General features: G+C 43.6%; 22 protein-coding genes. 16 read left to right on the top strand and 6 right to left on the bottom strand.

Features of this window, described 5'->3' with window-relative positions:
- The first annotated feature begins 258 nt into the window (after nt 1–258).
- The 6 genes from L1070_RS01535 (at nt 259) to L1070_RS01510 (ending at nt 5,544) form a co-directional block, all read left to right on the top strand.
- On the top strand, nt 259–2,220 hold the full coding sequence (locus tag L1070_RS01535; RefSeq protein WP_237124206.1) for an NADPH-dependent 2,4-dienoyl-CoA reductase: 1,962 nt from the start codon (nt 259–261) through the stop codon (nt 2,218–2,220).
- Between the two features lie 83 nt (nt 2,221–2,303).
- A complete protein-coding gene (locus L1070_RS01530; RefSeq protein ID WP_237124205.1) occupies nt 2,304–3,002 on the top strand; it encodes a DoxX family protein in 699 nt (232 codons plus the stop codon).
- Between the two features lie 85 nt (nt 3,003–3,087).
- Nucleotides 3,088–3,636, top strand: coding sequence for an NAD(P)H nitroreductase (locus tag L1070_RS01525; RefSeq protein WP_237124204.1), 549 nt, complete (start codon nt 3,088–3,090; stop codon nt 3,634–3,636).
- 12 nt (nt 3,637–3,648) lie between these two features.
- Nucleotides 3,649–4,278: a uracil phosphoribosyltransferase gene (gene upp, locus L1070_RS01520; protein WP_070985205.1), complete on the top strand. Its 630-nt coding sequence runs from the start codon at nt 3,649–3,651 to the stop codon at nt 4,276–4,278.
- A gap of 43 nt (nt 4,279–4,321) precedes the next feature.
- Nucleotides 4,322–5,170 (top strand): PhzF family phenazine biosynthesis protein, encoded by an 849-nt coding sequence (locus L1070_RS01515; protein ID WP_070985208.1) that lies wholly within the window; start codon nt 4,322–4,324, stop codon nt 5,168–5,170.
- Between the two features lie 5 nt (nt 5,171–5,175).
- A complete protein-coding gene (locus tag L1070_RS01510; RefSeq protein ID WP_237124203.1) occupies nt 5,176–5,544 on the top strand; it encodes a hypothetical protein in 369 nt (122 codons plus the stop codon).
- Nucleotides 5,545–5,576: 32 nt separating this feature from the next.
- Here L1070_RS01510 and L1070_RS01505 read toward each other — a convergent pair whose 3' ends face one another.
- The gene (locus L1070_RS01505) at nt 5,577–7,445 is read right to left on the bottom strand and encodes a methyl-accepting chemotaxis protein (protein ID WP_237124202.1); all 1,869 of its coding nucleotides are present in this window, start codon (nt 7,443–7,445) and stop codon (nt 5,577–5,579) included.
- A gap of 352 nt (nt 7,446–7,797) precedes the next feature.
- Here L1070_RS01505 and L1070_RS01500 point away from each other — a divergent pair, with 352 nt between their 5' ends.
- The 3 genes from L1070_RS01500 to L1070_RS01490 all read left to right on the top strand — a co-directional run bounded on the left by L1070_RS01500 (nt 7,798) and on the right by L1070_RS01490 (nt 13,181).
- Nucleotides 7,798–8,772, top strand: a complete 975-nt coding sequence (locus L1070_RS01500; RefSeq protein WP_237124201.1) for a DUF4382 domain-containing protein — start codon at nt 7,798–7,800, stop codon at nt 8,770–8,772.
- A gap of 279 nt (nt 8,773–9,051) precedes the next feature.
- Entirely contained in the window at nt 9,052–10,080 is a 1,029-nt protein-coding gene (locus L1070_RS01495; RefSeq protein ID WP_237124200.1) for an efflux RND transporter periplasmic adaptor subunit, read from the top strand.
- Complete coding sequence (locus tag L1070_RS01490) at nt 10,080–13,181, top strand: efflux RND transporter permease subunit (RefSeq protein ID WP_237124199.1); 3,102 nt, start codon at nt 10,080–10,082, stop codon at nt 13,179–13,181. The genes L1070_RS01495 and L1070_RS01490 overlap by 1 nt, the downstream gene beginning before the upstream one ends.
- Here L1070_RS01490 and L1070_RS01485 read toward each other — a convergent pair.
- Together L1070_RS01485 and ald are read right to left on the bottom strand one after the other, a co-directional pair.
- Nucleotides 13,178–14,233, bottom strand: a complete 1,056-nt coding sequence (locus L1070_RS01485; RefSeq protein ID WP_237124198.1) for a kelch motif-containing protein — start codon at nt 14,231–14,233, stop codon at nt 13,178–13,180. The genes L1070_RS01490 and L1070_RS01485 overlap by 4 nt on opposite strands.
- A gap of 168 nt (nt 14,234–14,401) precedes the next feature.
- Nucleotides 14,402–15,523 carry an alanine dehydrogenase gene (gene ald, locus L1070_RS01480; protein WP_237124197.1) on the bottom strand — a complete coding sequence of 374 codons (1,122 nt, stop codon included), beginning with the start codon at nt 15,521–15,523 and terminating at the stop codon, nt 14,402–14,404.
- Between the two features lie 142 nt (nt 15,524–15,665).
- On the opposite strand from ald, the gene lrp reads away from it, so the two are divergent.
- The 6 genes from lrp to serS all read left to right on the top strand — a co-directional run bounded on the left by lrp (nt 15,666) and on the right by serS (nt 22,436).
- Nucleotides 15,666–16,145 carry a leucine-responsive transcriptional regulator Lrp gene (gene lrp, locus L1070_RS01475; RefSeq protein WP_070985224.1) on the top strand — a complete coding sequence of 160 codons (480 nt, stop codon included), beginning with the start codon at nt 15,666–15,668 and terminating at the stop codon, nt 16,143–16,145.
- 67 nt (nt 16,146–16,212) lie between these two features.
- On the top strand, nt 16,213–18,771 hold the full coding sequence (locus L1070_RS01470) for a DNA translocase FtsK (protein ID WP_237124196.1): 2,559 nt from the start codon (nt 16,213–16,215) through the stop codon (nt 18,769–18,771).
- The gene (gene lolA, locus L1070_RS01465) at nt 18,771–19,406 is read left to right on the top strand and encodes an outer membrane lipoprotein chaperone LolA (RefSeq protein ID WP_237124195.1); all 636 of its coding nucleotides are present in this window, start codon (nt 18,771–18,773) and stop codon (nt 19,404–19,406) included. Before L1070_RS01470 ends, lolA begins: the two co-directional genes overlap by 1 nt.
- Before the next feature lie 5 nt (nt 19,407–19,411).
- The gene (locus tag L1070_RS01460; protein ID WP_237124194.1) at nt 19,412–20,752 is read left to right on the top strand and encodes a replication-associated recombination protein A; all 1,341 of its coding nucleotides are present in this window, start codon (nt 19,412–19,414) and stop codon (nt 20,750–20,752) included.
- Nucleotides 20,745–21,125, top strand: coding sequence for a fluoride efflux transporter CrcB (gene crcB, locus L1070_RS01455; RefSeq protein WP_070985228.1), 381 nt, complete (start codon nt 20,745–20,747; stop codon nt 21,123–21,125). The genes L1070_RS01460 and crcB overlap by 8 nt, the downstream gene beginning before the upstream one ends.
- A gap of 9 nt (nt 21,126–21,134) precedes the next feature.
- Nucleotides 21,135–22,436, top strand: coding sequence for a serine--tRNA ligase (gene serS / locus L1070_RS01450; RefSeq protein ID WP_237124193.1), 1,302 nt, complete (start codon nt 21,135–21,137; stop codon nt 22,434–22,436).
- Nucleotides 22,437–22,513: 77 nt separating this feature from the next.
- Here the strand turns inward: serS and L1070_RS01445 are convergent, their stop codons facing one another.
- Nucleotides 22,514–22,873: a hypothetical protein gene (locus L1070_RS01445; protein WP_237124192.1), complete on the bottom strand. Its 360-nt coding sequence runs from the start codon at nt 22,871–22,873 to the stop codon at nt 22,514–22,516.
- A gap of 27 nt (nt 22,874–22,900) precedes the next feature.
- Nucleotides 22,901–23,695 (bottom strand): hypothetical protein, encoded by a 795-nt coding sequence (locus tag L1070_RS01440; RefSeq protein WP_237124191.1) that lies wholly within the window; start codon nt 23,693–23,695, stop codon nt 22,901–22,903.
- A gap of 264 nt (nt 23,696–23,959) precedes the next feature.
- Here L1070_RS01440 and L1070_RS01435 point away from each other — a divergent pair, with 264 nt between their 5' ends.
- The gene (locus L1070_RS01435; protein WP_343221722.1) at nt 23,960–24,274 is read left to right on the top strand and encodes a DUF1289 domain-containing protein; all 315 of its coding nucleotides are present in this window, start codon (nt 23,960–23,962) and stop codon (nt 24,272–24,274) included.
- A gap of 42 nt (nt 24,275–24,316) precedes the next feature.
- Here L1070_RS01435 and L1070_RS01430 read toward each other — a convergent pair whose 3' ends face one another.
- Nucleotides 24,317–25,090, bottom strand: coding sequence for a hypothetical protein (locus tag L1070_RS01430; RefSeq protein ID WP_237124189.1), 774 nt, complete (start codon nt 25,088–25,090; stop codon nt 24,317–24,319).
- Between the last annotated feature and the right edge of the window lie 63 nt (nt 25,091–25,153).

The raw sequence follows: 25,153 nt of genomic DNA, 5'->3' as shown, positions 1-25,153 counted from the left end.
ACTAATCCTCATCAGAACGAACTGCTAATTATGATATGTAAACATCATAACTCAGTTTATATTTGGTTGTTACCTCAAAAACGTAACGAAGTATTTAACAACTTTGTTTAGGCCTAAAACTGAGCTGTTTATACTTAGAAAGAGCAAGTTAGCATAGATAATCAGCCTATAAACAAAAAATTTACTTTAACCGATGCTTGCTAAATCACAAAAAATTGTTAATGTTGCACAGGTTAGACCAGTTTGTCGGGGCAAGTAATGTTAGAAAAACAATTAGAATTAAAACACACTGAGCTGCGTAATCGCTTGGTGATGGGGTCGATGCACACAGGCCTAGAAGAAGGATGGCATAACCGTAAGCGTTTAAGTGCGTTTTACGAAGCCCGTGCTAAAGGCGGCACAGGATTATTAATCACTGGAGGATATAGTCCTAATTTGCGAGGTAAATTGACGCCAATATCGTCCTCGTTTAACACTTTATATGATGTAATCAAACATAAAGCGTACACACAAGCTGTTCATAAGCACGGTGCAAAGATTTGTCTGCAGTTACTACATGCAGGTCGCTATGCATATCATCCATTTAATGTGGCACCCAGTGCCATTAAAGCGCCCATTAATCCTTATAAGCCAAAAGCAATGTCAAAGGGCATGATCAAAAGCACGATAAAAGATTTTGCTCATTCAGCTAAATTAGCTCAAAAAGCCGGTTACGATGGTGTAGAGATAATGGGTTCAGAAGGCTACCTGATCAACGAGTTTATGGCTAATCACACCAATAAACGAGGCGATGAATACGGTGGTACTTTAGAAAATCGTATGCGCTTGGCGGTAGAAATTGTTAAAGCTGTGCGTGGTGCAGTGAAAGATAACTTCATCATCATTTTTAGATTATCGGTGATGGATTTGATCCCAAATGGGTCTACACCAGAGGAAGTAACCCTGCAAGCAAAGGCGTTAGAGGCGGCGGGTGTAGATATCTTAAACACGGGAATTGGCTGGCATGAAGCGAGAGTGCCAACCATCGCGAGTATGGTTCCGCCAGGCGCATTTAAAGAAGCTTCGAAGCGTCTAAAAGATGTGGTTGATATTCCTGTTATTGCAGTCAATAGGATCAATACCCCCGAGATTGCTAACAGTATTTTGCAAAACCAAGAAGCGGACCTTATCTCAATGGCGAGGCCTCTACTTGCTGATCCTGAGTTTTTCAACAAGTATGCCGCACAGCAAAGTGAACAGATTAATATTTGCATCGGCTGTAACCAAGGCTGTTTGGACCATGTGTTTAGAGGTAAGCGGGCCACGTGTTTGGTGAATCCTCAAGCTGGCTTTGAACTGGATTACCCATTGCAACCTGCTGCTAACAAAAAACGAGTGTTGGTTGTAGGCGCAGGACCTGCTGGACTATCTGCCAGTTATTATCTAGCGAGCAAAGGGCATGAGGTTAAACTTATAGATAAAAACGCTCAACTAGGCGGTCAATTCAACCTTGCGATGCGCATCCCTGGCAAAGAAGACTTCCAAAAAACTTTGGCTTATTACCTATCGGAGTTAAAGCGTCTTAATGTAGAAATGCAGTTAAACACTGAATATCAGGCCGATATGTCCCAGCAGTTTGATGATGTGGTGTTTGCTACAGGTGTTAGGCCTAGGCTTTCTAATATTGAGTGTAGTGACGACAAGCGCGTGTTCGCATATGATGAGGTGATCCGCAGAGAAGTTGAACTGGGTGACAAAATAGCGATATTGGGAGCAGGTGGTATTGGATTTGATATGGTTGCGTTTTTAGCAGAAAAAAGTGAACAATCTATTGAAGAATTTAAGCATCACTGGGGCATTGAATGTGAAGCTCAGCCGCTTAGAGACCCCCGTAAGTTGTACATGTTAAAACGTAGTCCTGGTCGTTTTGGTAGTGATCTGGGTAAAACGACGGGTTGGATACACAGGCAAGTTGCTAAGCAACATCAAGTTGAGCAAATTGCTGAATGTGAATATCTGGCATTTTCTGATAAAGGATTGCTTATCAAGCAAGCCGGAGAAGAGAAGTGGCTAGATGTTGATACGGTCATTGCATGTATAGGTCAAGTTTCCAATGATCAACTATTCGATAAGGAAGCATTGCCAGACAATCACCATGTGATAGGCGGGGCAAAACTTGCCAGTGCAATAGACGCCAAACGCGCCATATTTGAAGCGTTACAAGCGGCTCGGCTAATATAATAAGTTTCTGTTGCAAGAAACCTAGCTCAAAAGCGGTCTAGACTAATAACTATATTTATTATGGATTATTCGAAAGGCCGCTTATGCTTTGCAAACTCCACAACACCTATCAATATTTATTCGATAAAATACAAATACTCAACGGGCTTCCCGCTTTACTATTCAGACTGATACTCGCACCTGTAATGATAGTAGCAGGGTATAGCAAGCTCAATTTAGCGAATGATCAATTCAGCTTGCCCAGTAACTTATTGGCAGATCAAAATGTTGTAAATTGGTTTGGTAATGATCAGTGGGGTCTTGGGCTTCCTTTTCCTGAGCTGCTCGCATTTTTGGCGGGGTGGAGTGAGTTGCTGGGAGGTTGGCTACTTTTACTTGGCTTGTTTACGAGAGTCGTATCCATACCATTACTGTTTACCATGTTCATTGCTGCCACAACGGTGCATTGGGATAATGGTTGGTTTTCTGTGGCACCATCAAACCCACAAACCAGTGCTGCGTTGGCGTATAGCTGGTTGGGCGTACCTGCTGCGAAAGAGAGCTTAGAAAACAGCGCCGAGGTGAGTGAGCGCCTCGATAAAATTAAGTCATTGATAGAAACTCATGGATATCCGGATTACCTGTATGAAAAGGGGAGTGTAGTTATCTTGAACAACGGCATTGAGTTTGCCGCTATTTATTTTGCGATGTTACTGAGTCTTATTTTTAGTGGTGGCGGAAGGTATGTCAGTATGGATTACTGGCTCAAACGGCAAGCAAAAAACAACTGTCTTGAAAAATAACAAAAAATCACATCATTGATAGATGATAGAGGCAGACGATGGTATTCTCACTGGCAACTAGATATCGCAATTAAGGTACGGTGTTATGGATGCCATTGAGCTACTTACTACTCGTCAATCAGACAGTAATTTATCTTTTCCTGGGCCCTCTCAAGCCCAACTAGAGATTATCAAAAAAGCCGCGTTGAAGGTGCCAGATCATGGTGGTCTAGCCCCTTGGAAATTTATTGTGGTGCAGGGCGAAGGTAGAGAAAGGTTAGGCGAAATTTATCATCAAGCAGCGGTCAGCGAGCATCAGGATGAGCGCACAATCAGTCGTGCCAAAGAGCTACCGCAGCGAGCGCCTATGATCATTATTGCTGTTAGCCCTTATCAAGAGCACCCGAAGGTGCCGAGAATTGAACAGATTGAGAGTGCAGCATGCAGTGTTTTTGCGATGCAGCAAGCCGCTTTTGCACAGCGTCTGTCTGGAGTTTGGAGAACGGGTTATTTTGCACAAAGCCCAAAAGTAAAATCTCTGCTAGGTTTAAACGAACAGGATGAAATTGTCGGCTATCTTTATTTGGGTACACCTACGGTTGCCTGTACAAAACCGGTACGCCACAAAGCTGAAACATTTTTTAGTGATTTATAAGGGCTAATAGCTATGTCATTACACGTTATTGAGCATCCATTAGTACAACACAAGCTCGCGTTACTCAGAGAGTATGGAATAAGTACAAAAAGTTTTCGTGAACTGGTAAGTGAAATAGGCACGCTGCTTACCTATGAAGCGACTAAAGATATGCCCTTGCAAGAACAGTCGATAAAGGGCTGGGAAGGTAACGATATTCAGGTATGTAAATTACAAGGTAAGAAAATTACCGTTGTGCCCATTTTGCGAGCGGGCCTTGGCATGATGGATGGTGTAATGGAGCTTATCCCGTCGGCCAAAGTCAGTGTTGTTGGCTTGCAACGCAATGAAGAAACGCTTGAGCCCGTACCATATTTTGAAAAGCTGGTGGGCAAAATAGATCAGCGTCTAAGCCTTGTTATTGACCCTATGCTGGCAACTGGAGGCTCCATGATAGCTACCATCGACATGCTTAAAAAGGCAGGGTGTACACACATTAAAGCGATTGTATTAGTCGCAGCACCTGAGGGAGTCAAAGCAACACTGGATGCGCACCCCGATATTGAAATATATACGGCTGCATTAGATAGTCATTTGAATGAGCATGGTTATATTGTTCCCGGCCTTGGTGACGCTGGAGACAAGATATTCGGCACCGTGTAAATGGTGAAGGTAGTAAGTTAGCATAGTTTTAAAGGTGGCAACGATGCAATGCAAATTAGTTGATGTATTTAGCAAACAAAAATTGCAAGGCAATGGATTAGCGATATTTCACGATTGTCAGGGCCTAAGCAAAAGGCAAATGCAGGCATGGACGAGAGAGATGCGCCAGTTTGAGTCAATTTTTGTGGATACTAACGTCACACCTTATCGCGCATGGATCTTTACCATGGAGGAAGAACTGGACTTTGCAGGCCATCCTTTGATTGGACTGAGCTATTACTTACATCAGCAGTTTGGCACACCCAGTGATACACACACTTGGTCGATTGAGCTAAATCATAAGGTTGTTGAGTTGACTAGTCGTTGGCGGGGTAAGCATTTCTTGGCGGCTATGCATCAAGGTGCACCGGAATTGATCAATACTCTAAGCGCTAAGCAATCTGAACCTTTTTACGCGGCTTTAGGAATTGAACAATTGCAGCCGCAAGACTTGCCAGTACAGGTGATCAGTACTGGCCTTCCTTATTTAATTTTGCCGATTGAACATGGGTTGAGCAAAGTTTCATTTAGTACCAATAAGCTTGAATCGATGCTTGAGCAATATCAGGCAAAATTTTTATACCTTATTGATGTTAACAACTTCGAAGGCCGCACTTGGGACAACTTGGGTAGTGTTGAAGATATCGCAACTGGCAGTGCAGCAGGGCCAGTTGCAGCGTATCTATATCAGCAAGGTCTGACAACTGAGCCACACATTTCCATCCAACAAGGGCGGTTTGTGGATAGGCCTAGCGAGATTAAAGTGGAGCTAACGTGTGATGGCAAGGACATTGTGAATATTGTCGTCAGTGGCTATGTAACCCACGTCGGTGATTTTACATTAAGTGATTAACGTCAATGAAAGTGGTGTTGCTCAAATATGTTTTGAGAGTACTTATTTGGCCTGCTAGCTTCGGCTGGTTTGGGGTCAGCCTCATTAGTGTGTTTGTATATTTACGTGATCTAGATACTAATTTCACGGCTTTGATAAGCCTACTAGCGGCGCTAATTGGACTGATTTCTTTGTTGGTGATGTCTGTCGCTGCACTGCGTTACCCAAATGTTAGTTTATCTCACGTTTTGATTTCGCAAATGGGTTGTGGCGTTCTAGGCTATGTAATGTATGCAGGGGTGTTCAGTGAACCCTTGCTGGTATTAAGCGGGTTGAGCTTGTTGATTGCGGTGTGTATTTTAACCTTAGATCATTTATTTAACTCGAATAAATAGTGAGAGCGAGATCGCCCTCACGTTTAGCCCAATTACACTTTAAACTGCTCAAGCATATTTTCTTGCTCGGTGATTTTTTCAACTTGGCTCTGCATAGTATGATCCACCGTTTTTGCTTCATTAAACACCATATCCGAGATATTTCTTATTTCCATGGCATTGTTATTGACTTCGCTGACTACCTGTCGCTGCTCATTCAACATGTCTGCAATTTGCAGGTTAAGTTGTACAATATGTTCGATGGCGGCACGAATTGCTTGCAAAGAGTGACTGGTTTCATCCGCTTTGCCGACCGTTTTCTCAACCACGCTTTGACTTTGTTTCATAACCTGCACCGCGTTTACGGCGCCCGCTTGAAGTTGGTCAATCATGGACTTAATCTCAGTTGTGGCTTCTTGTGTGCGCTGTGCCAACGTACGTACTTCATCCGCTACAACGGCAAACCCACGGCCTGATTCGCCGGCACGCGCTGCTTCAATGGCTGCGTTTAAAGCCAACAGGTTGGTTTGTTCAGCAATACCATTGATAACTGACAGTATTTGTTCGATACCGCTGGTGGAGACTTCAAGATCATTGACCACATCAACGGCAGTTGAAATTTGTTCAGATAGATGCGCTATGGTATCTGTGGTTTGTGTGACAATTTTTTGCCCCTCAACTGCTGCACTATCCGTTTTTTGAATCGCTTCAGCGGCTTCTTGCGCGGAATTTGCTACTCGTTGCTCTGTTTCAGACATGTGTTCTGTGGCGGTGGTTAAGGAGGTAAGTGACTCAAGCTGCCTAGAAATTGCGTTACTTGATTGATTAGCACCTGAGGAGGTCTGCTTTGCATCTTCTAAAATCTCATGTCCCAAAACCTGTATATCAGCAATGAGTTGTTGCAAGCGTGCTGTGAATAAATTGAAGTTTTCTGCAAGAGATGAGAATTCTGGGTCGCTGTTGGTGTTAAGGCGTACGGTTAAGTCAGCATTGCCTTTGGCGATATTGGCCATAGCATCGTTGATGTCGGCAAGCGGTTTTAGCAGTAAGTTAATAACCAAAGATAACACGATAATACTGATGATAACGAATAGGGCAGTGAATAGTATCGAGTCTTGAGTGAGTTCAGAAACAGCTGAAAAGACTTTGCTCTTTTCTAAAGCAACGCCAACTAGCCAGTCAAAGCCATCTACTTTTTGAAAGTCTATTAGGTATTCTTTGCCGTCTAACGTAATGTGCTGAAGCTCTTGACTGAACGCGGTATTGCCTAAAAACTTACTGGCTTTATCGCCATTGAGAGCGACATCGGGGTGAGAGATGATGGTGCCGTCAGTACTGACCATAAATGCAAATCCAGCATTAAAGAGATTAAACGAGTTAATCATATTGCCAAGCTTCGCTAGGCTAACATCGTAGAATAATGCGCCATGAAAACGGCCTTGCTTAAATACAGGGGTGCCAATTGAAACGACGATCTCTTTACTGACTGAATCAGCATAGGGCGCCGTTACGATAAGCTCACCGGCATTCTTAGCGTCTGTATACCAAGGACGCTTGCGAGGATCCCATGTTGGCCCTGGGTTCCAAGATGGGTCACTGGCAACATATTTACCAGTGCTCTCTTCTCCATAACCTATTAATAGAAATTGTTCGGTGAGTTTTGGCTGTGACAAAATAGGGTATGCGTCTTGCAACGAGTCAGTGCTAGCCACCAGTGAAGTAGCCAGCGACGCTAAGTCAGTACTACCCTGCATTTGTGCCGTTACAGTGTTACTGATCCCTTGGATTATTTCGTTTACATTGTGGCTGACTTGTTGTTCTAAATTCGCTTTAATTGAGAAGTACTGCTTAAAGGATAAAACGCTGAGCGCTAGAAACAGGACTAACGAGGATACAATAACAATTTTGTGTTTGAACTTCACGGCACATCTCCAACACCCGACATCATATAAATGTAAAACATTAACAAAAACTTGCAATGTTAGTTTCAGTTTAATGTACCAGATATCGTGAAACTTTAAATAGCAAACTCCCAATAGTTTACACATTGCTGTAATAACTTTGTTACGTTTTGTGCATGCGTGTATATTGGCTCTTACTCAGTGTCGAGGGTTAGTCCTGGTGGAGTAATTCGTTATTACGCTCGTATTTAACAGAAAATGAAGCGTTAACGTGGTCAAAAATGGTACTAAAGTCTGATTAAAGGTGTGTTCAGATTGGTCCTTTATACTTTAAAAACAAGTTGTGTTTTTTAGAATAATTACAGAGGTTACCATGACAAAACTTAGAGCTTTATTACCCTTGGCGGCGGCAGTAGCATTAGCTGCATGTGGTGGCGGCAGCTCAGATAGTGGTTCGAATACCCCACAGCCGACCCCTTCAGATAAAACCACCATGACACTGGGAGTGTCTGATGCAGCAGTAAGCAATGTCAGTGCGGTAAACATTGTGATTGACGGTATCGTAATGAAAAAAGGCGATTCACAGCAAACCTTTGAAACCAAAGATGAGGATGGAAATCCAATTTCAATTAACCTACTTGATTACACGGGCGATCAAGTTTTTCCATTGTTAGCAGATGTAGAACTAGAAGCTGGTGAATATGAATGGTTACGAGCCAATATTGTAAACGGTACGAGCGTGGAAAATCTGTCTTTGGGATCGCACCTTACATACAATAATGACGTGCAAGTAGCACTTGATGTAAGAAGAAAAGGAAACGATGGGGTGGGTGAAATTCAAATTAATAATGTAGTCGTCAACGAAGGCGATAACGCATTTGTATTGGAGTTTGATCTCAACCGTTCGTTAGTACTGCCTCAAAGTGGCACCACGGTGTATTTAAAGCCAACGACAATTCGTCTTGAGAATACACAGACCACGTTTACGGTTTCTGGCTCTGTTTCTGAGGCGTTGAAGCAAGCATGTATCGCCGATAATTCTGAACTTGCGCCAGCTGAAGGTGAGTACAAGCATGTAGTTTACTTGTACAGCGAACAAGCTGAACAACCGAGTGATATTTTCGAGACTGACCCAGTTGATGTAAATTCTCCAATTGCTACTGCGACGTTGGACGAGGACAATGAGTTTGCTATTGGCTTTATTACACCTGCAAACTACCAGATTGGATTCAGCTGTTTAGGTCACGTTGACGATCCTGAAGTTGACGATCCTGACTTCTCAATTTATCAGCAACAATCTATTGAGGTGAATGCTGATACTACGGTGACATTCGACAGCGCCTCTTAAGTAATTAAGATACCCCTTCGCTTCAATATAGAACCCAAAGGAAATCATACCCTTTGGGTGCTTTCTTTGTGTTTGTTTATTTATTGACCCTGTTATTGTTAGTGCTTGTAAAGTAGTGTAAAAATCATTGTTACGCTAATCTCATGTCAGTTATAAAGTTCAGCAGATAGATCTAAGTTATTGCGCCATTGCGTATTAATCTTTGTAGTTCAAACCTCGTAATGGGTCTAAGCTCAAATCCAAATGACACAATTAAGCAAAGTTAAACGAAGGAATACCATGAAGTCTCGCTCATTATTAGCGTTTATATTTTTTTATATTGTCGTGGCGTCAAATACGCTGCAGGCGAATGAGAAACGACCTGCTACCGATGTTATTACAGCGCCAGTCGCGTTTGTGGCAACGCTAGACACGATTGAAGCGATTGGAACCAGTGAAGCGCATCGCTCTGTAATTTTGTTTCCTGCTGTGGCAGATAGAGTTACAAAAGTGAATTTTCAAAGTGCCACTATTGTGAGTAAGGGAGATATTCTATTTCAGCTTGATGATAGAAAGGAGCAGGCCCAAGCAAAACAAGCGCAAATTCAGCTGGATAATGCAAAACGCGATTTACTTCGACTGCAAAGCAGCATAAAGAATGGCGCAACGACGCAAAGCGCACTAGATGATGCACAGACCAAAGTAGCGCTTGCAGAGGTTGCGCTAACACAAGCGCAAAATGATATAGCAGATCACAAAGTGGTCGCACCTTTTTCAGGTGTGGTCGGACTGACAGATATTGAAGCGGGGGATTGGGTAACAAACCAAACCAGGTTGACAACACTAGATGATCGTTCAACTTTGTATATTGACTTTTATGCACCAGAACAGGCTATTGATCTAATTAAAGAGAGTACACATGTACGCGTGTCCCCATGGTATGACAGCCAAAGCCAACTCGACGCCGAGATAGCCCATGTAGACTCGCGAATAGACATCGCAAGTCGTACCATCCGTATCAAGGCTGCAATAGACAATTCGCGCGATAAATTTATTCCCGGTATGAGCTTTAAAGTTGCTCTAATGAACATCGGTAAACGATATCCTGCCATACCGGAAGCCGCATTAATGTGGGGCCCTACAGGACCATATATTTGGATTGCTGAGCAAGGCATAGCAAAACGCGTTGACGTTCAGGTCATTCAACGTCAAAAAAACCATGTATTGGTGGATGGTGACATTACTGAGCAACAAATGTTAGTTGTTGAGGGAGTTCAACGACTACGCGAGGGGCAGTCTGTTAACCCACAAATAGCGAAGGTAAACTGATGGAGAATAAGCAACTGTTGGCAAGTATACATTCTGATTTACCCTCGCTGGCAATCCGCAGGCCTGTTCTGATTGTTGTGCTGAACCTACTGATTATCATTTCGGGTATTGCAGCGCTTGGCGGTGTTGAAGTAAGAGAGTTACCAGATGTAGACAGGCCTAGACTAACTGTATCCGCGTCTTTTCCTGGTGGCTCGCCTGAAACAGTTGATACTGAAGTAACCAGTAAATTAGAAGGTGCCGCAGCGCGTGTTTCGGGGGTTAAATCCATTAGAGCGCAAAGTGAAGAAAACTCTAGCCGAGTAGTGGTGGAGTTTCGCCCAGGGACCAATATCGAAGATGCTGCGAATGAAACCCGCGAAGCCGTTAGTCGAATTCAACGAGAGCTACCTGAAGAAGTGGAAAGAGTATCTATCATTAAGGCTGACAACAATGCCCAAGCGGTAGTCAGTCTAACAGTCAGTAGTGATAGCCTCGACTTGGAATCCCTCACGGCAAGAGTGGAACGTGATTTAGCGCCGCAGTTTTTGACGATTCCTGGTGTTGCTGATGTTCGTTTGAATGGTGATCGAGAGCGCGTATTACGGGTTGCCTTTGAACCAATCAAACTGACCAGTTATGGGCTATCTGTTGCGGATGTTGCATCGGTGCTAAAGCAAGCACCATTTGACGTGCCTGCGGGTAGTTTAAAGTCAGTCGATCAGCAACTTATTGTGAGGGCTGACGCCACATCTGTGACTGCTGAGCAAGTTAGCTCAATGGTTATCAGAGGTGATACACGCATTGGTGATATAGCGGCGGTTTATTTTGGTCCAGCAGATCCACGTAATATGGTGAGGCTAGATGGTAAGCCGGTCATAGGAGTTGAGGTGATTCGTCAGGCGCGCTCAAACACTATTGAGATTTCTGACGAAGTGCTGAAGCTTATCGAAAGGCAAAAGCTACGCTTTCCAGAGTTGAATATTACAGTTACTCAAGATGATGCTCAGTTTATTCGAGGATCGGTTGATGAAGTACTTCAGTCTTTATTAATTACGATTATGTTGGTGGTGATCACGCTGTGGGTTTTTATTGGCTCTTGGCGGGCGACTATAGTGCCAGCCATTGCTATTCCCATGTCGTTGATGGGGTCTGTGGCAATTATATGGTTGCTTGGGTTTTCCATAAATATACTGACTCTGCTAGCACTTGTACTCGCTACTGGGTTAATAGTGGATGATGCGATTGTTGTGAGTGAAAACATTCAAAGACGTAAAGCGCAAGGTTTGGCTAGCCGAGCGGCAGCGGTATTAGGAACGCGTGAGGTGTTTTTTGCGGTGATTGCGACAACGGCAGTACTGGTGGCTGTTTTTGTGCCAATTGCGTTCTTGCCCTCTACTGCAGGGCGTTTATTTAGAGAGTTTGGTGGAGTCTTGGCAGGTGCCGTCATCATTTCTTCCTTCGTAGCCCTGTCTTTAGTTCCTGCGTTGACTTCTCGTCTACCCAAGAAAAACTCACAAAGGGCAAATATCTTAAGTCGTTTTGGACAAAAGTGTGTGGTGACTTATGGCAATCTAATCGGTTGGGTGCTCAATCATGCTTGGTTAACTTTGTTGATATGTATGGTGAGTGCATTAGCTTCGGGGCTCTTATACACACAAATTGAAAGTGAATTATTACCCGACGAAGATAGAGGAAATATTCGTATTTTTGCGCGAGGTCCTGATGGCGTTGGACTCAACTTTATGGACCGTCAGGCTAAAGCTATGGAAGACGTGCTCTTACCGTATGTTGAGCAGCAAGAAATTGAGTCGATATACACAGTAGTGGGGCAGTGGGATCCCAACATTGTGTTTATTACCGTACCACTTAAAGACTGGTCTGAACGAGAGTTTACTCAACAGCAGATCATTAACAAAATAAGAGGACCGCTTGGTCAAATACCAGGTGCACCAGCGCGTCCGTTTGGTTCCAACAGCCTCAACTTGCGTGGTCAAGGCGGGGGCATTGAGCTGGCCCTGTTAGGTGATGATTACTTGAAAATTTTTAGGGCGGCTGAGCTGTTTAGCGCAGAGCTAGAGCGTGCTTATCCCCAGTTCAGTAAAGCGGATATTTCCTATCAACCTTCACAACCTCAACTACGAGTGAATATCGATCGCCGTAGAGCAGAGGAGTTGGGGGTGGAGCTTGCAGATATCGCAATAACGTTGCGCGCGGCGATAAACGGCGATGACGTCGCTGATTTGAACGTGGGAGACCAATCAATACCGATTATTCTCCAAGCGCAAAATTACGTGGTACAGACACCTGCGGACTTAGCAAATCTATATGTTAACACTCGTAATGGGAAATTGGTGCCTTTAGCTAGTGTTGCAACGTTAAGTGAAGAAGGCGTGGCTGCAGAGCTTGAGCGTTTCGCGCAGCGAAGAGCGATTGAGATGGATTTAGAGTTACCGACAGAGATGACGATGAGTGAGGCGGTGGAGATATTGCGCTCATTGGCACATGAAAAGTTGCCAGCTGGGATTGATTTGGCGTTCAAAGGAGAAGCATTGACCTTTGAAGAAACCGCTTATGAAGTGATGCTTACTTATGTTCTTGCTTTTGTAATAGTGCTATTGGTTTTAGCGGCGCAGTTTGAAAGTGTGAACAGTGCAGTTGTGGTTATGATAACCGTACCCTTTGGCATTGCTGCGGCTATTCTTGCGTTGGAACTATCAGGTACAAGCTTAAACATCTACTCTCAAATAGGGCTCGTGATGTTGATAGGCTTATTGGCTAAAAATGCGATATTGCTTGTGGAGTTTGCAGATCAATTACGAGATCATGGTCATGACGTAAGAACTGCAATTCAGCGCGCAGCTATGGTACGTTTTAGACCGATCACCATGACTTTGTTTTCAACGTTATTGGGGGCGTTACCACTTATATTGTCAGTGGGAGCAGGTGCTGAGGCACGCAATGCGATAGGCTGGGTTGTATTTGGCGGGCTAGGAATTTCGGTGTTTTACACCTTATTCTTAACTCCAGTCATTTATTTAGGCTTAGCACGATTTGCTAAACCAAGAGCGGATGAAACCAAGCGGTTGCAAAATGAATTGGCGCAGGCACAGGATATTTAACGAAGAGTCTCTAATTTAAGCAATTCAACTGCGTTGGTGGTATTTTCGCCGCCAGCGCGTTCGGCTCCACCTACCAAGTATATCCCTTCTTTGGTGGCTACAGCACCTAAACCGTGTCGGGTGCTAGTCATCGACAGTGGCAGTGTTTGCCATTTGTCTAGAGCAAAATCATATTGCCAGATATGGTTAAAGGTTTTGGTATGCATCATAGGTTTACCGAATTGGTTCATTGTATATTGGTACTGTTCACCGCCAAATACATAAATTTTATGACCCGTTAAAGCCGCTGCAATGCCAGAGCATGGCTTCGGCATTGGAGCAAGTTCAAACCACTTATCGGCTCGGTGGTCGTAGAAGTCGACTCGCGATTGATTGTTGTGTTGTTCATCTTGAATGCGTCCGCCGATAAAGATACAGCCTTTATCTAACTCAACACAGGCGCCGGAGTTTCTGGCTAATGGAAGAGGTGCGGCACTTTGCCACTGTGTTCCATCAAAAAATACATGGTCAGCCACATCCGTTAAATTACCGCTGGAGATACCCCGTCCCGAAATCACATGCACATTTCCCGAGATATTTGCGTACCCTGACTCCGCCTGAGGGTTGGGAAGAGGCTTGGCTTGATGCCAATGATTATCCAAGTGAGAAAGGACAAAGGTATCACCTCTTATTTGCCAAGGGTCTGCTTTACTGGCTGCAAAGCCACCAATGGCCATGATACCTTGTTGGCTGCTCACTAACCCTAGGTGATGTCGCTTTACCGGTAAGGTTGGGCCTAAACGCCAAACTTGTTTGCTAAGATCAAATAAGTAGCAATTATGTGATGCATTCATAATCCCCATGGTAGCTTGTTCGGAAGCGCTTTGTTCGAGGGCGCCAGCCACAACTATATGGTTCTCGTACAAACAGGGATAAATCTCTTGTAAGCGCTTCGGTAAACTTGGTTTATTCACCCAATTAGCTTTTTGTCTTGTTGTCAAAGCGGACGCCATTGATGTGCTTGCTAAAAGCCCTAGACATGCCAACTTGTTAATAAACGCCCGACGATCCATGCTTGTCCCTTAAAAATAAACACATAAAACATATCAAATATAGGACGGTTGGCAATAAATTTTGCACATCCTTGTAAATGAAAGTAAATAAAAGATATGTTATTTGTAAAGGATGAATTTCTGACATAAAAAAACCCACGCAGTGCGTGGGTTTTTCACGTTATTTAATTAAGCGTTTTCAAGTGCTGTACGTGGGTCAACATATTCCATATTGAAGCCTTCAGCTACTTCTTTACAAGTGATTTGACCGTTCAGCACGTTCAAGCCATCCATAAAGTGCTTGTCTTCAAGTAGTGCAGCTTTATAGCCTTTGTTTGCAAGCTTGATAATGTACGGTAGTGTCGCATTATTTAAAGCAAACGTTGAAGTGCGTGGCACAGCGCCTGGCATGTTAGCAACACAGTAGTGAACAACCTCATCAACAATGTATGTTGGCTCAGCATGTGTAGTTGCTTTAGAAGTTGCAATACAACCACCTTGGTCGATAGCAACGTCTACGATAGCTGCACCTGGCTTCATCGCTTTGATGTGCTCAGCAGTAACTAGCTTAGGAGCTGCAGCACCTGGGATAAGTACGCCACCGATTACAAGGTCAGCCTCTAGTACATGCTTCTCTAGCGCATCAGCCGTTGAGTAAACAGCTTTAGCTTGACTACCAAACTGTGCGTTAAGTGAACGTAAAACGTCGATGTTACGATCAAGAATTGTTACATCAGCACCTAAGCCCACAGCCATTTGAGCTGCGTTACGGCCAACCATACCACCGCCGATTACAACTACTTTTGCAGGTTCAACACCTGGCACGCCACCTAGCAACATACCACGGCCTTCGCGAGACTTCTCTAGCGCTTGTGCGCCAGCTTGGATAGACATACGTCCTGCAACTTCTGACATTGGTGCTAGAAGTGGTAAACCACCACGAGCATCAGTAACTGTTTCGTATGCGATACAGATAGATTTGCTCTTAACTAGATCTTCTGTTTGTGGAAGATCTGGTGCTAGGTGAAGGTAAGTGAATAGGATTTGACCTTCACGTAACATTGCGCGTTCAACAGCTTGAGGCTCTTTTACTTTTACGATCATATCTGCTTGAGCAAATACTTCCGCAGCTGTATTTAATACAGTAGCGCCAACTTCAACATAATCTTCATCAGTAAAACCGATGCCGATACCAGCATTGGTTTCAACGATAACTTGGTGGCCGTGGTTAATTAGTTCACGAACACTCGCAGGAACCATACCTACGCGGTACTCGTGGTTTTTAATTTCTTTAGGTACACCGATAATCATAATAAATCGCCTCTAAAATAGAACGGGATAAAATTTTCGACTATTATATATATGCATATCCAGTGTGTCCTACCTTTTTACATTGTTTCAGTAGTGATATACACTAATATAACTCACCAAACAGTAGAAAAAACTATATTAAATGCATCAACAATTAGATCGAATCGACAGGAAAATTTTAGTCGAATTACAAAAAGATGGTCGGATTTCTAATGTAGAACTCGCGCGGCGCATAGGTTTGAGCGCGACGCCGTGTTTAGAGCGGGTAAAAAAACTAGAACGCGAAGGCTATATTCGAGGTTATAAAGCGGTAGTGGATCCTGCTAAGCTTGGACAAGGACTGCTAGTTTACGTTGAAATTACCATAAACAAGAACTCACCGGATGTATTTGACCGCTTCAATCAAGCTGTGCGTCAGCATGATGAGATAATAGAATGCCATCTTGTTTCGGGAAATTTCGACTTCTTGCTTAAGACTCGAGTGACAGATATGTCTGAGTATCGTGGCGTACTCGGAGAAATTCTGTTGAAATTACCCAATGTCAGTGAGAGTCGTACCTATGTGGTGATGGAAGAAGTTAAGGGTGAAGAGGGTGAGGTGATAAAACCCTATGCACCATGAGCGATTTCTTGGTAAGGTGTGACAATAAATTGTTAATAAAAGAACAAAAATAGGGGAAAACGCCAGTATGCGTCTAAATGGTGTACAACGCCTCCTTGAAACTGGGTTAATTATCAGTACAGCAACAGCAATTTTCATTTTGTGTGCTTTGATTAGCTTTGACCCAGCTGATCCTGCATGGTCGCAAACCAGTGAATATGTTCAGGTTAAAAATATTACTGGCTCAGCGGGAGCTTGGGTAGCGGACATTCTGTTGGTGAGTCTAGGTTGGCTTGCTTTTTTGGTGCCTGCGGGTATTCAAGTTCTCGGTTACCTGCTGTTCAAAAAGCCCCATAAAATTCTACAGCTCGATTATACGACGTTGGGGCTACGTGTAATTGGCTTAACCTTATTTGTCACCTCAGCCAGCGCAATTAGCAGTATTAATTTTGATGATATATTTAGCGTCTCATCTGGCGGTGTAGTAGGGGATGTCGTAGCTGGGGCTATGATGCCAGCCTTTAATTTTACCGGTACATCTATTTTACTGCTGTGTTTCTTTTTTGCTGGTTTAACATTGCTAACAGGCGTGTCTTGGGTTGAATTTGTTGATTACCTAGGTGCAAAAGTGGTTCAGTTTTTCCGTTGGATATCAGGAAAGCTGGCGCAGCGACAATCGCGTTTATCTGGTGAAAATCATCAAGAACCAGAAGTAATTAATATTGCTGATAGTGCAATGGATAACGTACCTGAAGATAACGACTTTGATGTTCACATGGATGAACAACCTGAACCCGCACAAAAAACAAAGCTACTGAGTTTAAAAGATAAGTTGTTTGCGAAAAAAGCAGCTACAGATACGCAGCTGAGTCAGAGTCAACAGCAATCACGCCCAGATGTATTCGACGAACTAGATGATATTTTGGAGCAGGAGATTAATTTCTCAGCCATTGATGATGAAGGGTTTGATACTGCATCTGCACTGAATGCTCTGGACGAGTCCGCCGCTGAGCCTCAAGTAAAACAAACGACCGTTGTTTCTCCGGCAAGGCCACTAAAGCAGAATAAGCCAGAGCAAGCGCAATCTAGCTATACGCCACCGCCAACAGCCAAAGAAAAATTTGAGGCACTGCTTGAAGAGCGCCCACCAATGGACCCTTTACCTTCACTGGATTTGCTTGATAGACCCGATAAGCAAAAAAATCCGATTTCAAAAGAGGAATTGGACGCAGTATCACGTCTAGTTGAAGTCAAACTACTCGACTTTAATATTCAGGCAAGTGTGGTGGGTGTATATCCAGGTCCAGTTGTTACCCGCTTTGAATTAGATCTGGCGCCAGGTATTAAGGTGGCGAAAATTACCGGCCTTGCGAAAGACTTAGCACGTTCGTTGTCTGCGGTTAGCGTTCGTGTTGTTGAAGTGATCCCAGGTAAAACCTATGTCGGTCTTGAGCTGCCAAACAAACATCGTGAGATAGTGCGCTTGTCAGAGGTTATCAATGCACCTAAATTTGAACAAAACGCGTCACCGCTTACCATGGTGCTGGGTAAAGATATTGCAGGCCAGCCGGTGGTTGCTGACCTTGCAAAAATGCCACACCTGCTAGTTGCGGGTACAACTGGCTCGGGTAAGTCAGTGGGCGTTAATGTGATGATATTAAGCTTGCTCTACAAGTCACCGCCCGAAGATGTGCGAATGATTATGATTGACCCTAAAATGCTTGAACTATCAGTTTATGAGGGGATACCTCATTTATTGTGTGAGGTTGTTACTGACATGAAAGAAGCATCGAACGCATTGCGTTGGTGTGTCGGCGAGATGGAACGTCGCTATAAGTTAATGTCAGCGCTGGGCGTGCGTAATCTAAAAGGGTACAATCAAAAAGTGCTGGATGCCAAGGCTGCAGGCCACCCAATACTCGATCCATTGTTTAAAGATACAGATGGCATGGCAACGGGCCCAGAGGAGCTTGACAAGCTACCGAGTATTGTTGTGGTGATAGACGAGTTTGCTGACATGATGATGATCGTGGGTAAAAAAGTGGAAGAGCTGATAGCGCGTATTGCACAAAAAGCGCGTGCAGCGGGTATCCACTTAGTGCTAGCAACTCAGCGTCCTTCGGTTGATGTTATTACGGGTTTGATCAAGGCTAATATCCCAACTCGTATGGCGTTTCAGGTATCCAGTAAAATCGACTCAAGAACGATATTAGACCAACAAGGCGCAGAAAACCTGCTGGGTATGGGTGATATGCTGTATTTACCACCAGGCACAAGTGTTCCTATACGCGTGCATGGCGCGTTTGTAGATGATCATGAAGTACATGCGGTGGTGAGTGATTGGAAAGCGCGTGGTAAGCCGAACTACATTGAAGAGATTTTGTGTGGTGATGCGGCAGAAGATATTCTGTTACCTGGAGAAGCGCCTGAAGGAGGGGATGACGAGTCGGACCCACTTTATGACGAAGCGGTTGGGTTTGTTATCGAATCCGGTAAGGTCTCTGTGTCGAGCGTACAACGCAAATTACGTGTTGGCTATAACCGAGCTGCACGTTTAGTAGAACAAATGGAAGCATCTGGTGTTGTCAGTGCGCCAGGACATAATGGTGCCCGAGAAGTATTGGTACCTAGAGGTGGAGCAAATTAATGATTTTAAGTAAGTACCTAACCAAATCAGCTTTAGTTGTTTTAGGTTTAGCTTTTAGTGCAAATGTTTTGGCTGATGCGGCAAGTGAGCTTAAGGAGAAATTGAATTATATCAATACTTTCCAAGCGTCTTTCTCTCAGCAAGTATTAGATGAACAAGGTAACATATTACAACAAGGGATCGGCAATATTGCACTTGCTCACCCAATGAAAATTCGCTGGCAGCAAACCCAGCCTGATGAAACCCTTTTTGTATCCGATGGTAAAAAAGCTTATTACTACGATATGTTTGCTGAGCAAGTTACGGTGATGAACTCTGCTGGACTGGTTGATACAACGCCATTTGTACTTTTGACTACACGAGAAGACGAACAGTGGGCTAAGTATCAGGTGAACCACACAGATGTGGGATATCAAATAAAGCCCAGAGAGGGCGTTGAGTCTCAGGTTGAAATGCTCGAAGTGCAGTTTTCAAAGCAGCAGAGCCTAGATTCAGTGAGTGTAAAAGATGTATCAGGTCAAACATCAACATTTCGCTTCCATGATGGGCAGTTGAATAGGGAGTTAGAAGGCGCTTTGTTTAGCTTCACTGTTCCTCAGGGGGTGGTGGTTGATGATCAAACTCAAGGCGAGTAACAGTTTTGACGAGCCTAGGTTTTAATTTTGCACCCGATGTAAGACCCTTGGCCGCCAGAATGCGGCCAACTTGTCTTGAGCAGTACATTGGACAATCGCATATCCTCAGCCCTTCGCAGCCGCTCTATAAAGCCATTGCCGCTGGTCATTGTCACAGTTTGATCGTCTGGGGACCTCCTGGAGTTGGGAAAACTACACTTGCAGAAGTGATAGCTCATCACGCCAGCGCCGAGCTAACTCAATTGTCCGCCGTGACCTCAGGGGTAAAGGAAATACGTGAAGCTGTGCTTGAAGCTAAAGGGCGCTTGTCGCAAGGGCGTAGAACCTTGTTATTTGTTGATGAGGTGCACAGATTTAATAAGTCTCAACAAGATGCCTTTTTACCTTATATTGAAGATGGCACCTTTATCTTCATCGGGGCGACCACCGAAAACCCCAGCTTTGCTCTAAATAACGCTATTTTGTCACGCGCACGGGTTTACACTTTAAAGGCGCTAACAGAAGATGAACTTGTTAAAGTACTAACAAGGGCAATTGAGCTTGATGAGCAGCTTAAACAGCTTGTCATTGATATCCCAGAAAAAGCCCTTGTGGCGATAGCCAAAGCCAGCTCAGGTGATGCACGAAAGGCACTTAATTTGTTAGAGCAAGCCGTTGATTTGGCTGAGCGAAATGAAAATCGCGTGGTAATTGATTCTGATGTCCTGGCCCATGTATTGCCTAGCCATTTGGCCAAATACGACAAAGGCGGGGATATATATTACGACTTAATCTCCGCATTTCATAAGTCTGTTCGAGGTAGCAGCCCAGACGCCGCTTTGTATTGGTATTGTCGGATACTCGCAGGTGGAGGAGACCCACTTTATGTGGCTAGGCGACTACTGGCCATCGCCACTGAGGACATAGGCAACGCAGATCCTCGTGCGATGCAAGTGGCCCTTAACGCTTGGGACATTTATCAACGAGTTGGGCCAAGTGAGGGGGAGCGAGCAATTGCTCAAGCCACAATTTATTTAGCCAGCGCGGCAAAAAGTAATGCAGTTTATACGGCGTTTAATCAGGCCAAACAAGACGCGGCCAGTGATCCCGACTTTGAAGTTCCCTTGCACTTAAGAAATGCACCAACATCTTTGATGAAAGAGCTCGGTTATGGTGAACAGTACCGTTATGCCCATAACGAAAGCGGCGCGTTTGCTGCGGGTGAAAACTACTTTCCAGAGCAAATAAAAGATAGGCAATATTATCAGCCAACAGACCGTGGTCTTGAAAAGCAAATCAAATCTAAACTAGAGTATCTGCAACAGCAAAACCTACAAAGTGACATCAAAAGATATCAAAATGATTAAAATGTACCTAACAATTGCACTTGGTGGGGCAGCTGGTGCCTGTTTACGGTTCTTCATCAGTGATATGATGTTAAAACTGTTCGGTAAGGGATTCCCTTTTGGTACATTGACCGTTAATATTCTCGGTTCATTGTTAATGGGTGTTCTTTTCGGTTTAATAGAAAAACAAATTATTTCCGTTAGCCCAGCCAAGACTTTAATAGGAATTGGCTTTTTAGGCGCATTAACGACTTTTTCTACATTTTCAATGGACTCAGTGCTGCTATTGCAGCAAGGGCAGATTATGAAAATGGCTCTTAATGTCACACTCAACGTGGTTGTGTGTATTTTTATGGCTTGGTTGGGCCTTTGCTTGGTCATGCAAAAAGGTTAAATATAGCAAATGTTAGATTCAAAATACTTACGTCAAGACATTGCAGAAGCAGCAGCACGCTTAGCGAAGCGAGGCTTTGATCTGGATGTTGAAGCAATTACCGCGCTAGAAGAAAAGCGCAAAGCACTACAAACTCAAACTCAAGAACTACAAAGCGAGCGTAACAGCCGTTCCAAAGCCATTGGTCAAGCAAAAGCGAAAGGTGAAGACGTTCAACCTTTAATGGATGCAGTTGCCAACTTAGGCGATCAATTAAGTGCAGCAAAAGCTGAACAAGACCGTATTCTTGAGCAGTTAAATGATATCGCAATGGCTTTGCCTAATTTACCCGCTGAAGACGTGCCAGCAGGTAATGATGAAAGTGACAATGTTGAAATATTGAAGTGGGGTGAGCCTAAACAATATGACTTTGAAGTAAAAGATCATGTTGATTTGGGGGAAGCTTTGGGCAAAGGACTCGACTTTGAAGCAGGTGTTAAGCTCAGTGGTTCACGTTTTACTGTGATGCGTGGCGGTATCGCGCGCATGCACCGTGCCCTTGTACAGTTTATGTTAGACACCCACACCGACAAAAACGGGTATACAGAAATGTATGTGCCGTATTTGGTTAATAAAGACAGTCTTTATGGTACGGGCCAATTACCTAAGTTTGCTGAAGACTTGTTCCACACAAAAGGTTTGGTGAGCGACGAGGGTGTTGAGCAAGACGGCTTTAGCTTAATTCCAACAGCAGAGGTACCGCTAACAAACTGTGCACGTGACGAAATTTTCGATGAGAAAGAGCTACCAATTCGTATGACCGCGCATACACCATGTTTTAGAAGCGAAGCGGGCAGTTATGGTCGTGATACGCGTGGACTTATTCGCCAGCACCAATTTGATAAAGTTGAGCTTGTTCAGCTGGTTAAACCAGAAGATTCAATGGCTGCGCTAGAAGAGTTAACAGGCCATGCTGAGCAAATCTTACAAGCGCTAGAACTACCTTACCGCAAGGTTGTACTTTGTACGGGTGATATGGGCTTCGGCGCGACAAAAACTTACGACCTTGAGGTGTGGTTACCAGCTCAAAATACGTATCGTGAAATTTCTTCTTGCTCAAATATGTGGGACTTCCAAGCCCGTCGTATGCAGGCTAGATTCCGTCGTCAGGGTGAGAAAAAACCTGAACTACTACATACACTAAATGGCTCTGGGTTGGCTGTAGGGCGCACTTTAGTTGCTATCTTAGAGAACTACCAACGAGCAGATGGCAGTGTTGTAGTACCCAGTGTATTACGTCCTTATATGGGCAGTTTAGAAGTTATTAAATAACCTGACTTCGTACCAAAAATCATAAAAACGCCCGAAACGACTCGGGCGTTTTGTTTTGTATCGATATAGGCACAATCTCAATCTAAGTCGATCTGAAACTTTGCTTTTCCACATACTTTGTTAGTAGCCACCTCTATATAGCCACATATGAGGTGGCTAGACTGAGATGTATTAGATTTCAGAGTTAAATCACCAACCGCGTGGCCCTGTTGCGCAATAGCATCGTTAATCAGCTTTGCCGGTACAAAAATTTCTTTAGTACTTTTGGCTGCAACAGAAAATGTGTCTAATACCTCACTGTTCACTGTATAGAACTGCAAAGTCTCGTTGTGTTCGGTGCTATTTTTTATAACAACAGACACGCCGACAGGTGAAGGTTGGCAACCCATGAATGACATAGAAATTAGTAATACACTGACTAAATGAATAACTTTCATTTTTTACCTCATGGGTTGCTGAGAGAGTTAGTTAAGCCAATATAGCTGACCAGAAACTCTCTGATTTGACTTAACCTTATCGCGTACGCGCTCTATCAATGTATCATCTGAAGTATATACAATCGAGTCATTCCAATGCCAACAATCGCGTCCTTCTTTGTTATTGTGTAAGTCCATTTTTTGGTGTTCACTTTCTAAGTTTCCATCTCTGGCTACTTTATTTAGCTCTTCTTGTGACTTTTGCTCGTGCGCAGTAGCAAACTGATAGGCCCAAAACTCACTGATGTATTTGCTCATTAAGGCATTCCAAATAGCGTGTCTGAATGCATCGGACTCATCGCCGAGACCATTGAAGCCATATTCGTTATTTGTATAAGTATACGCTTTGTCTTTTGTTATATCGGTTATGTATGCGTTCGCTGGGCTTGCAACTACCAAAGCTTTTTCATAGGTATTTAAGCTGTTCCATTGAGAACGAATAACTTCATAAGAAGCTTGAATGCTAACAGAGCCTTGATTTAAAGCGTGCATCTGCCCTTGTTGAAAGCCGTTTGGCATGTTGTCGATTAAAGATACAATGTCTTCAACAGAAAGGTGTGGGTTTTGCTGCTTTGTTTGCTCAATAAATTCGTAGAATCGCGCCTTAGATTGAGAGTGCGGAAGTGATGCATACTTGGCGTTGCCCATTATTGAAGTTATATCGCTCTGCTGGAGTGCACTGCCCAGCTCGATACCTGAGGATAAATTTTCTTCATTCGCAAATGTGTAGTTAGCGGCAAGAGAAAGTGCAACACTCATTGTAATTACTGTTAGTTTTTTCATTTTCATTCCTTGTTATATTCCATTTGGTCCCGATATTGGGGTTTTATGTTATAATAATGGGGTGTTTTTGGTCAATTATTTTAATTTGTTGTTTCTTTGAGTTTTTGCCAATGATTTTTATGACTATTAGAGAGTGGATTTGTAGCACTTAGTGTCAATTGTATTTGCTTAGAGATGTGTCTATGAGTAGCGAATGCAGTGACTTCACTGTTAGAAGTTAACCGTCGGGTCGGTAGGGATACTTGTATAGAGTGTTACAGGGACATGGGCCTAAAGTTTAAGGAAATAGCCCTGCCAGGGATTTTAAATCAAACGATCTCTTATATAGTTAATATAGGAGGCGAAGTTATGAATAAACATCTATATGGTGAGAATCAACCAGTAGAGTCGCCTTGTGTGAGGAGCTGCTGTTTGAATGACAAAGATGTATGTTTAGGGTGTGGCAGAACGTTAGCTGAAATTCTCGCGTGGGGTAAGGCGGATACAGTGCAGCGTTTAAAGATATTAGAGTGCAGCGAGCGGCGAAAAAAGCATATCGCGGCACCAATATACACCAATACTCGATGTGTGAAGAGGTAAAACAGTGATGAAGCGATATCTCATCACTGTTTAAAAAGAGCGCTATTTGAATCGACAGGCATTGAGTTTAGGAACACTGCCATCCAATAACTTGGAAAAAGCCATTGCACCGCCAGCAGGTGCACCGACCGCTAATTTTGTGCCAGTTGTTGATACGCTAGAGACCGAGCACATCTGGTTATAGTAATCTTGATCACAACACTCATTATTCTCATTTTTTGCACCGGGTTCACACGACCAAGGACCTGCGATTTGGAATCGCTTTGTCGGATTTTGACTGGGCGGACAGGCACACACAATCTCATTATCCTTAATGTACCCGAGTCCAGGAAAGCTTTCTCCTTGGGTGCTATTAAAGCAAATACCACCATCACATTGCGCGCTATATGCTTCATCACTTGTTTGACCTGAGCAAGTATAAAACCCCATAGGTGGGCCCAATTTTTCTTCTTTTGGATTGTAGTCCGCTTCTAGTTGTCTTGGGGTGGCGTAGGTACTCACAGTAAACTCATCCTCTTTTCCTTGCAGTAGTAAGTCACACACATTTTTATCTTGACCATTTTCCTGATAATTAAATGATAAAGAGATACTCTGTTCATTTAGCACCTCGCATTTACAATAGGCGACACTATCTAGTGTCCAGCATGTTGCTGTTGCGCACAGTGCAAATCGATTGTATACATTGCCATCCGTTGGGCACTTAACTAGCGGTTGAGATGGTTGATAGCTGCTTTGAGAGCCTTGGGTTGTGGTGTTTGCAGCGTTGACTGTATATGTGCAAATAAGTCCTAAACACATGGCAATAATTTTTAGCATAATTATGTCCTTTTATGGCAAATGGCTTTGATAGAGCTCTTTAAATGTAGCGTATTAAAAATT

This window comes from Pseudoalteromonas sp. MMG022 (assembly GCF_021654245.1).
GTDB classification, from domain to species: domain Bacteria; phylum Pseudomonadota; class Gammaproteobacteria; order Enterobacterales; family Alteromonadaceae; genus Pseudoalteromonas; species Pseudoalteromonas amylolytica.
This window is presented reverse-complemented; position numbering and strand designations above follow the sequence as displayed.

Coding starts and splice junctions, on each gene's coding strand:
- L1070_RS01535 (WP_237124206.1), top strand. CDS start 259: ATGTTAGAAAAACAATTAGAATTAAAACACACTGAGCTGCGTAATCGC.
- L1070_RS01530 (WP_237124205.1), top strand. CDS start 2,304: ATGCTTTGCAAACTCCACAACACCTATCAATATTTATTCGATAAAATA.
- L1070_RS01525 (WP_237124204.1), top strand. CDS start 3,088: ATGGATGCCATTGAGCTACTTACTACTCGTCAATCAGACAGTAATTTA.
- upp (WP_070985205.1), top strand. CDS start 3,649: ATGTCATTACACGTTATTGAGCATCCATTAGTACAACACAAGCTCGCG.
- L1070_RS01515 (WP_070985208.1), top strand. CDS start 4,322: ATGCAATGCAAATTAGTTGATGTATTTAGCAAACAAAAATTGCAAGGC.
- L1070_RS01510 (WP_237124203.1), top strand. CDS start 5,176: ATGAAAGTGGTGTTGCTCAAATATGTTTTGAGAGTACTTATTTGGCCT.
- L1070_RS01500 (WP_237124201.1), top strand. CDS start 7,798: ATGACAAAACTTAGAGCTTTATTACCCTTGGCGGCGGCAGTAGCATTA.
- L1070_RS01495 (WP_237124200.1), top strand. CDS start 9,052: ATGAAGTCTCGCTCATTATTAGCGTTTATATTTTTTTATATTGTCGTG.
- L1070_RS01490 (WP_237124199.1), top strand. CDS start 10,080: ATGGAGAATAAGCAACTGTTGGCAAGTATACATTCTGATTTACCCTCG.
- L1070_RS01485 (WP_237124198.1), bottom strand. CDS start 14,233: ATGGATCGTCGGGCGTTTATTAACAAGTTGGCATGTCTAGGGCTTTTA.
- ald (WP_237124197.1), bottom strand. CDS start 15,523: ATGATTATCGGTGTACCTAAAGAAATTAAAAACCACGAGTACCGCGTA.
- lrp (WP_070985224.1), top strand. CDS start 15,666: ATGCATCAACAATTAGATCGAATCGACAGGAAAATTTTAGTCGAATTA.
- L1070_RS01470 (WP_237124196.1), top strand. CDS start 16,213: ATGCGTCTAAATGGTGTACAACGCCTCCTTGAAACTGGGTTAATTATC.
- lolA (WP_237124195.1), top strand. CDS start 18,771: ATGATTTTAAGTAAGTACCTAACCAAATCAGCTTTAGTTGTTTTAGGT.
- crcB (WP_070985228.1), top strand. CDS start 20,745: ATGATTAAAATGTACCTAACAATTGCACTTGGTGGGGCAGCTGGTGCC.
- serS (WP_237124193.1), top strand. CDS start 21,135: ATGTTAGATTCAAAATACTTACGTCAAGACATTGCAGAAGCAGCAGCA.
- L1070_RS01445 (WP_237124192.1), bottom strand. CDS start 22,873: ATGAAAGTTATTCATTTAGTCAGTGTATTACTAATTTCTATGTCATTC.
- L1070_RS01440 (WP_237124191.1), bottom strand. CDS start 23,695: ATGAAAAAACTAACAGTAATTACAATGAGTGTTGCACTTTCTCTTGCC.
- L1070_RS01435 (WP_343221722.1), top strand. CDS start 23,960: ATGGGCCTAAAGTTTAAGGAAATAGCCCTGCCAGGGATTTTAAATCAA.
- L1070_RS01430 (WP_237124189.1), bottom strand. CDS start 25,090: ATGCTAAAAATTATTGCCATGTGTTTAGGACTTATTTGCACATATACA.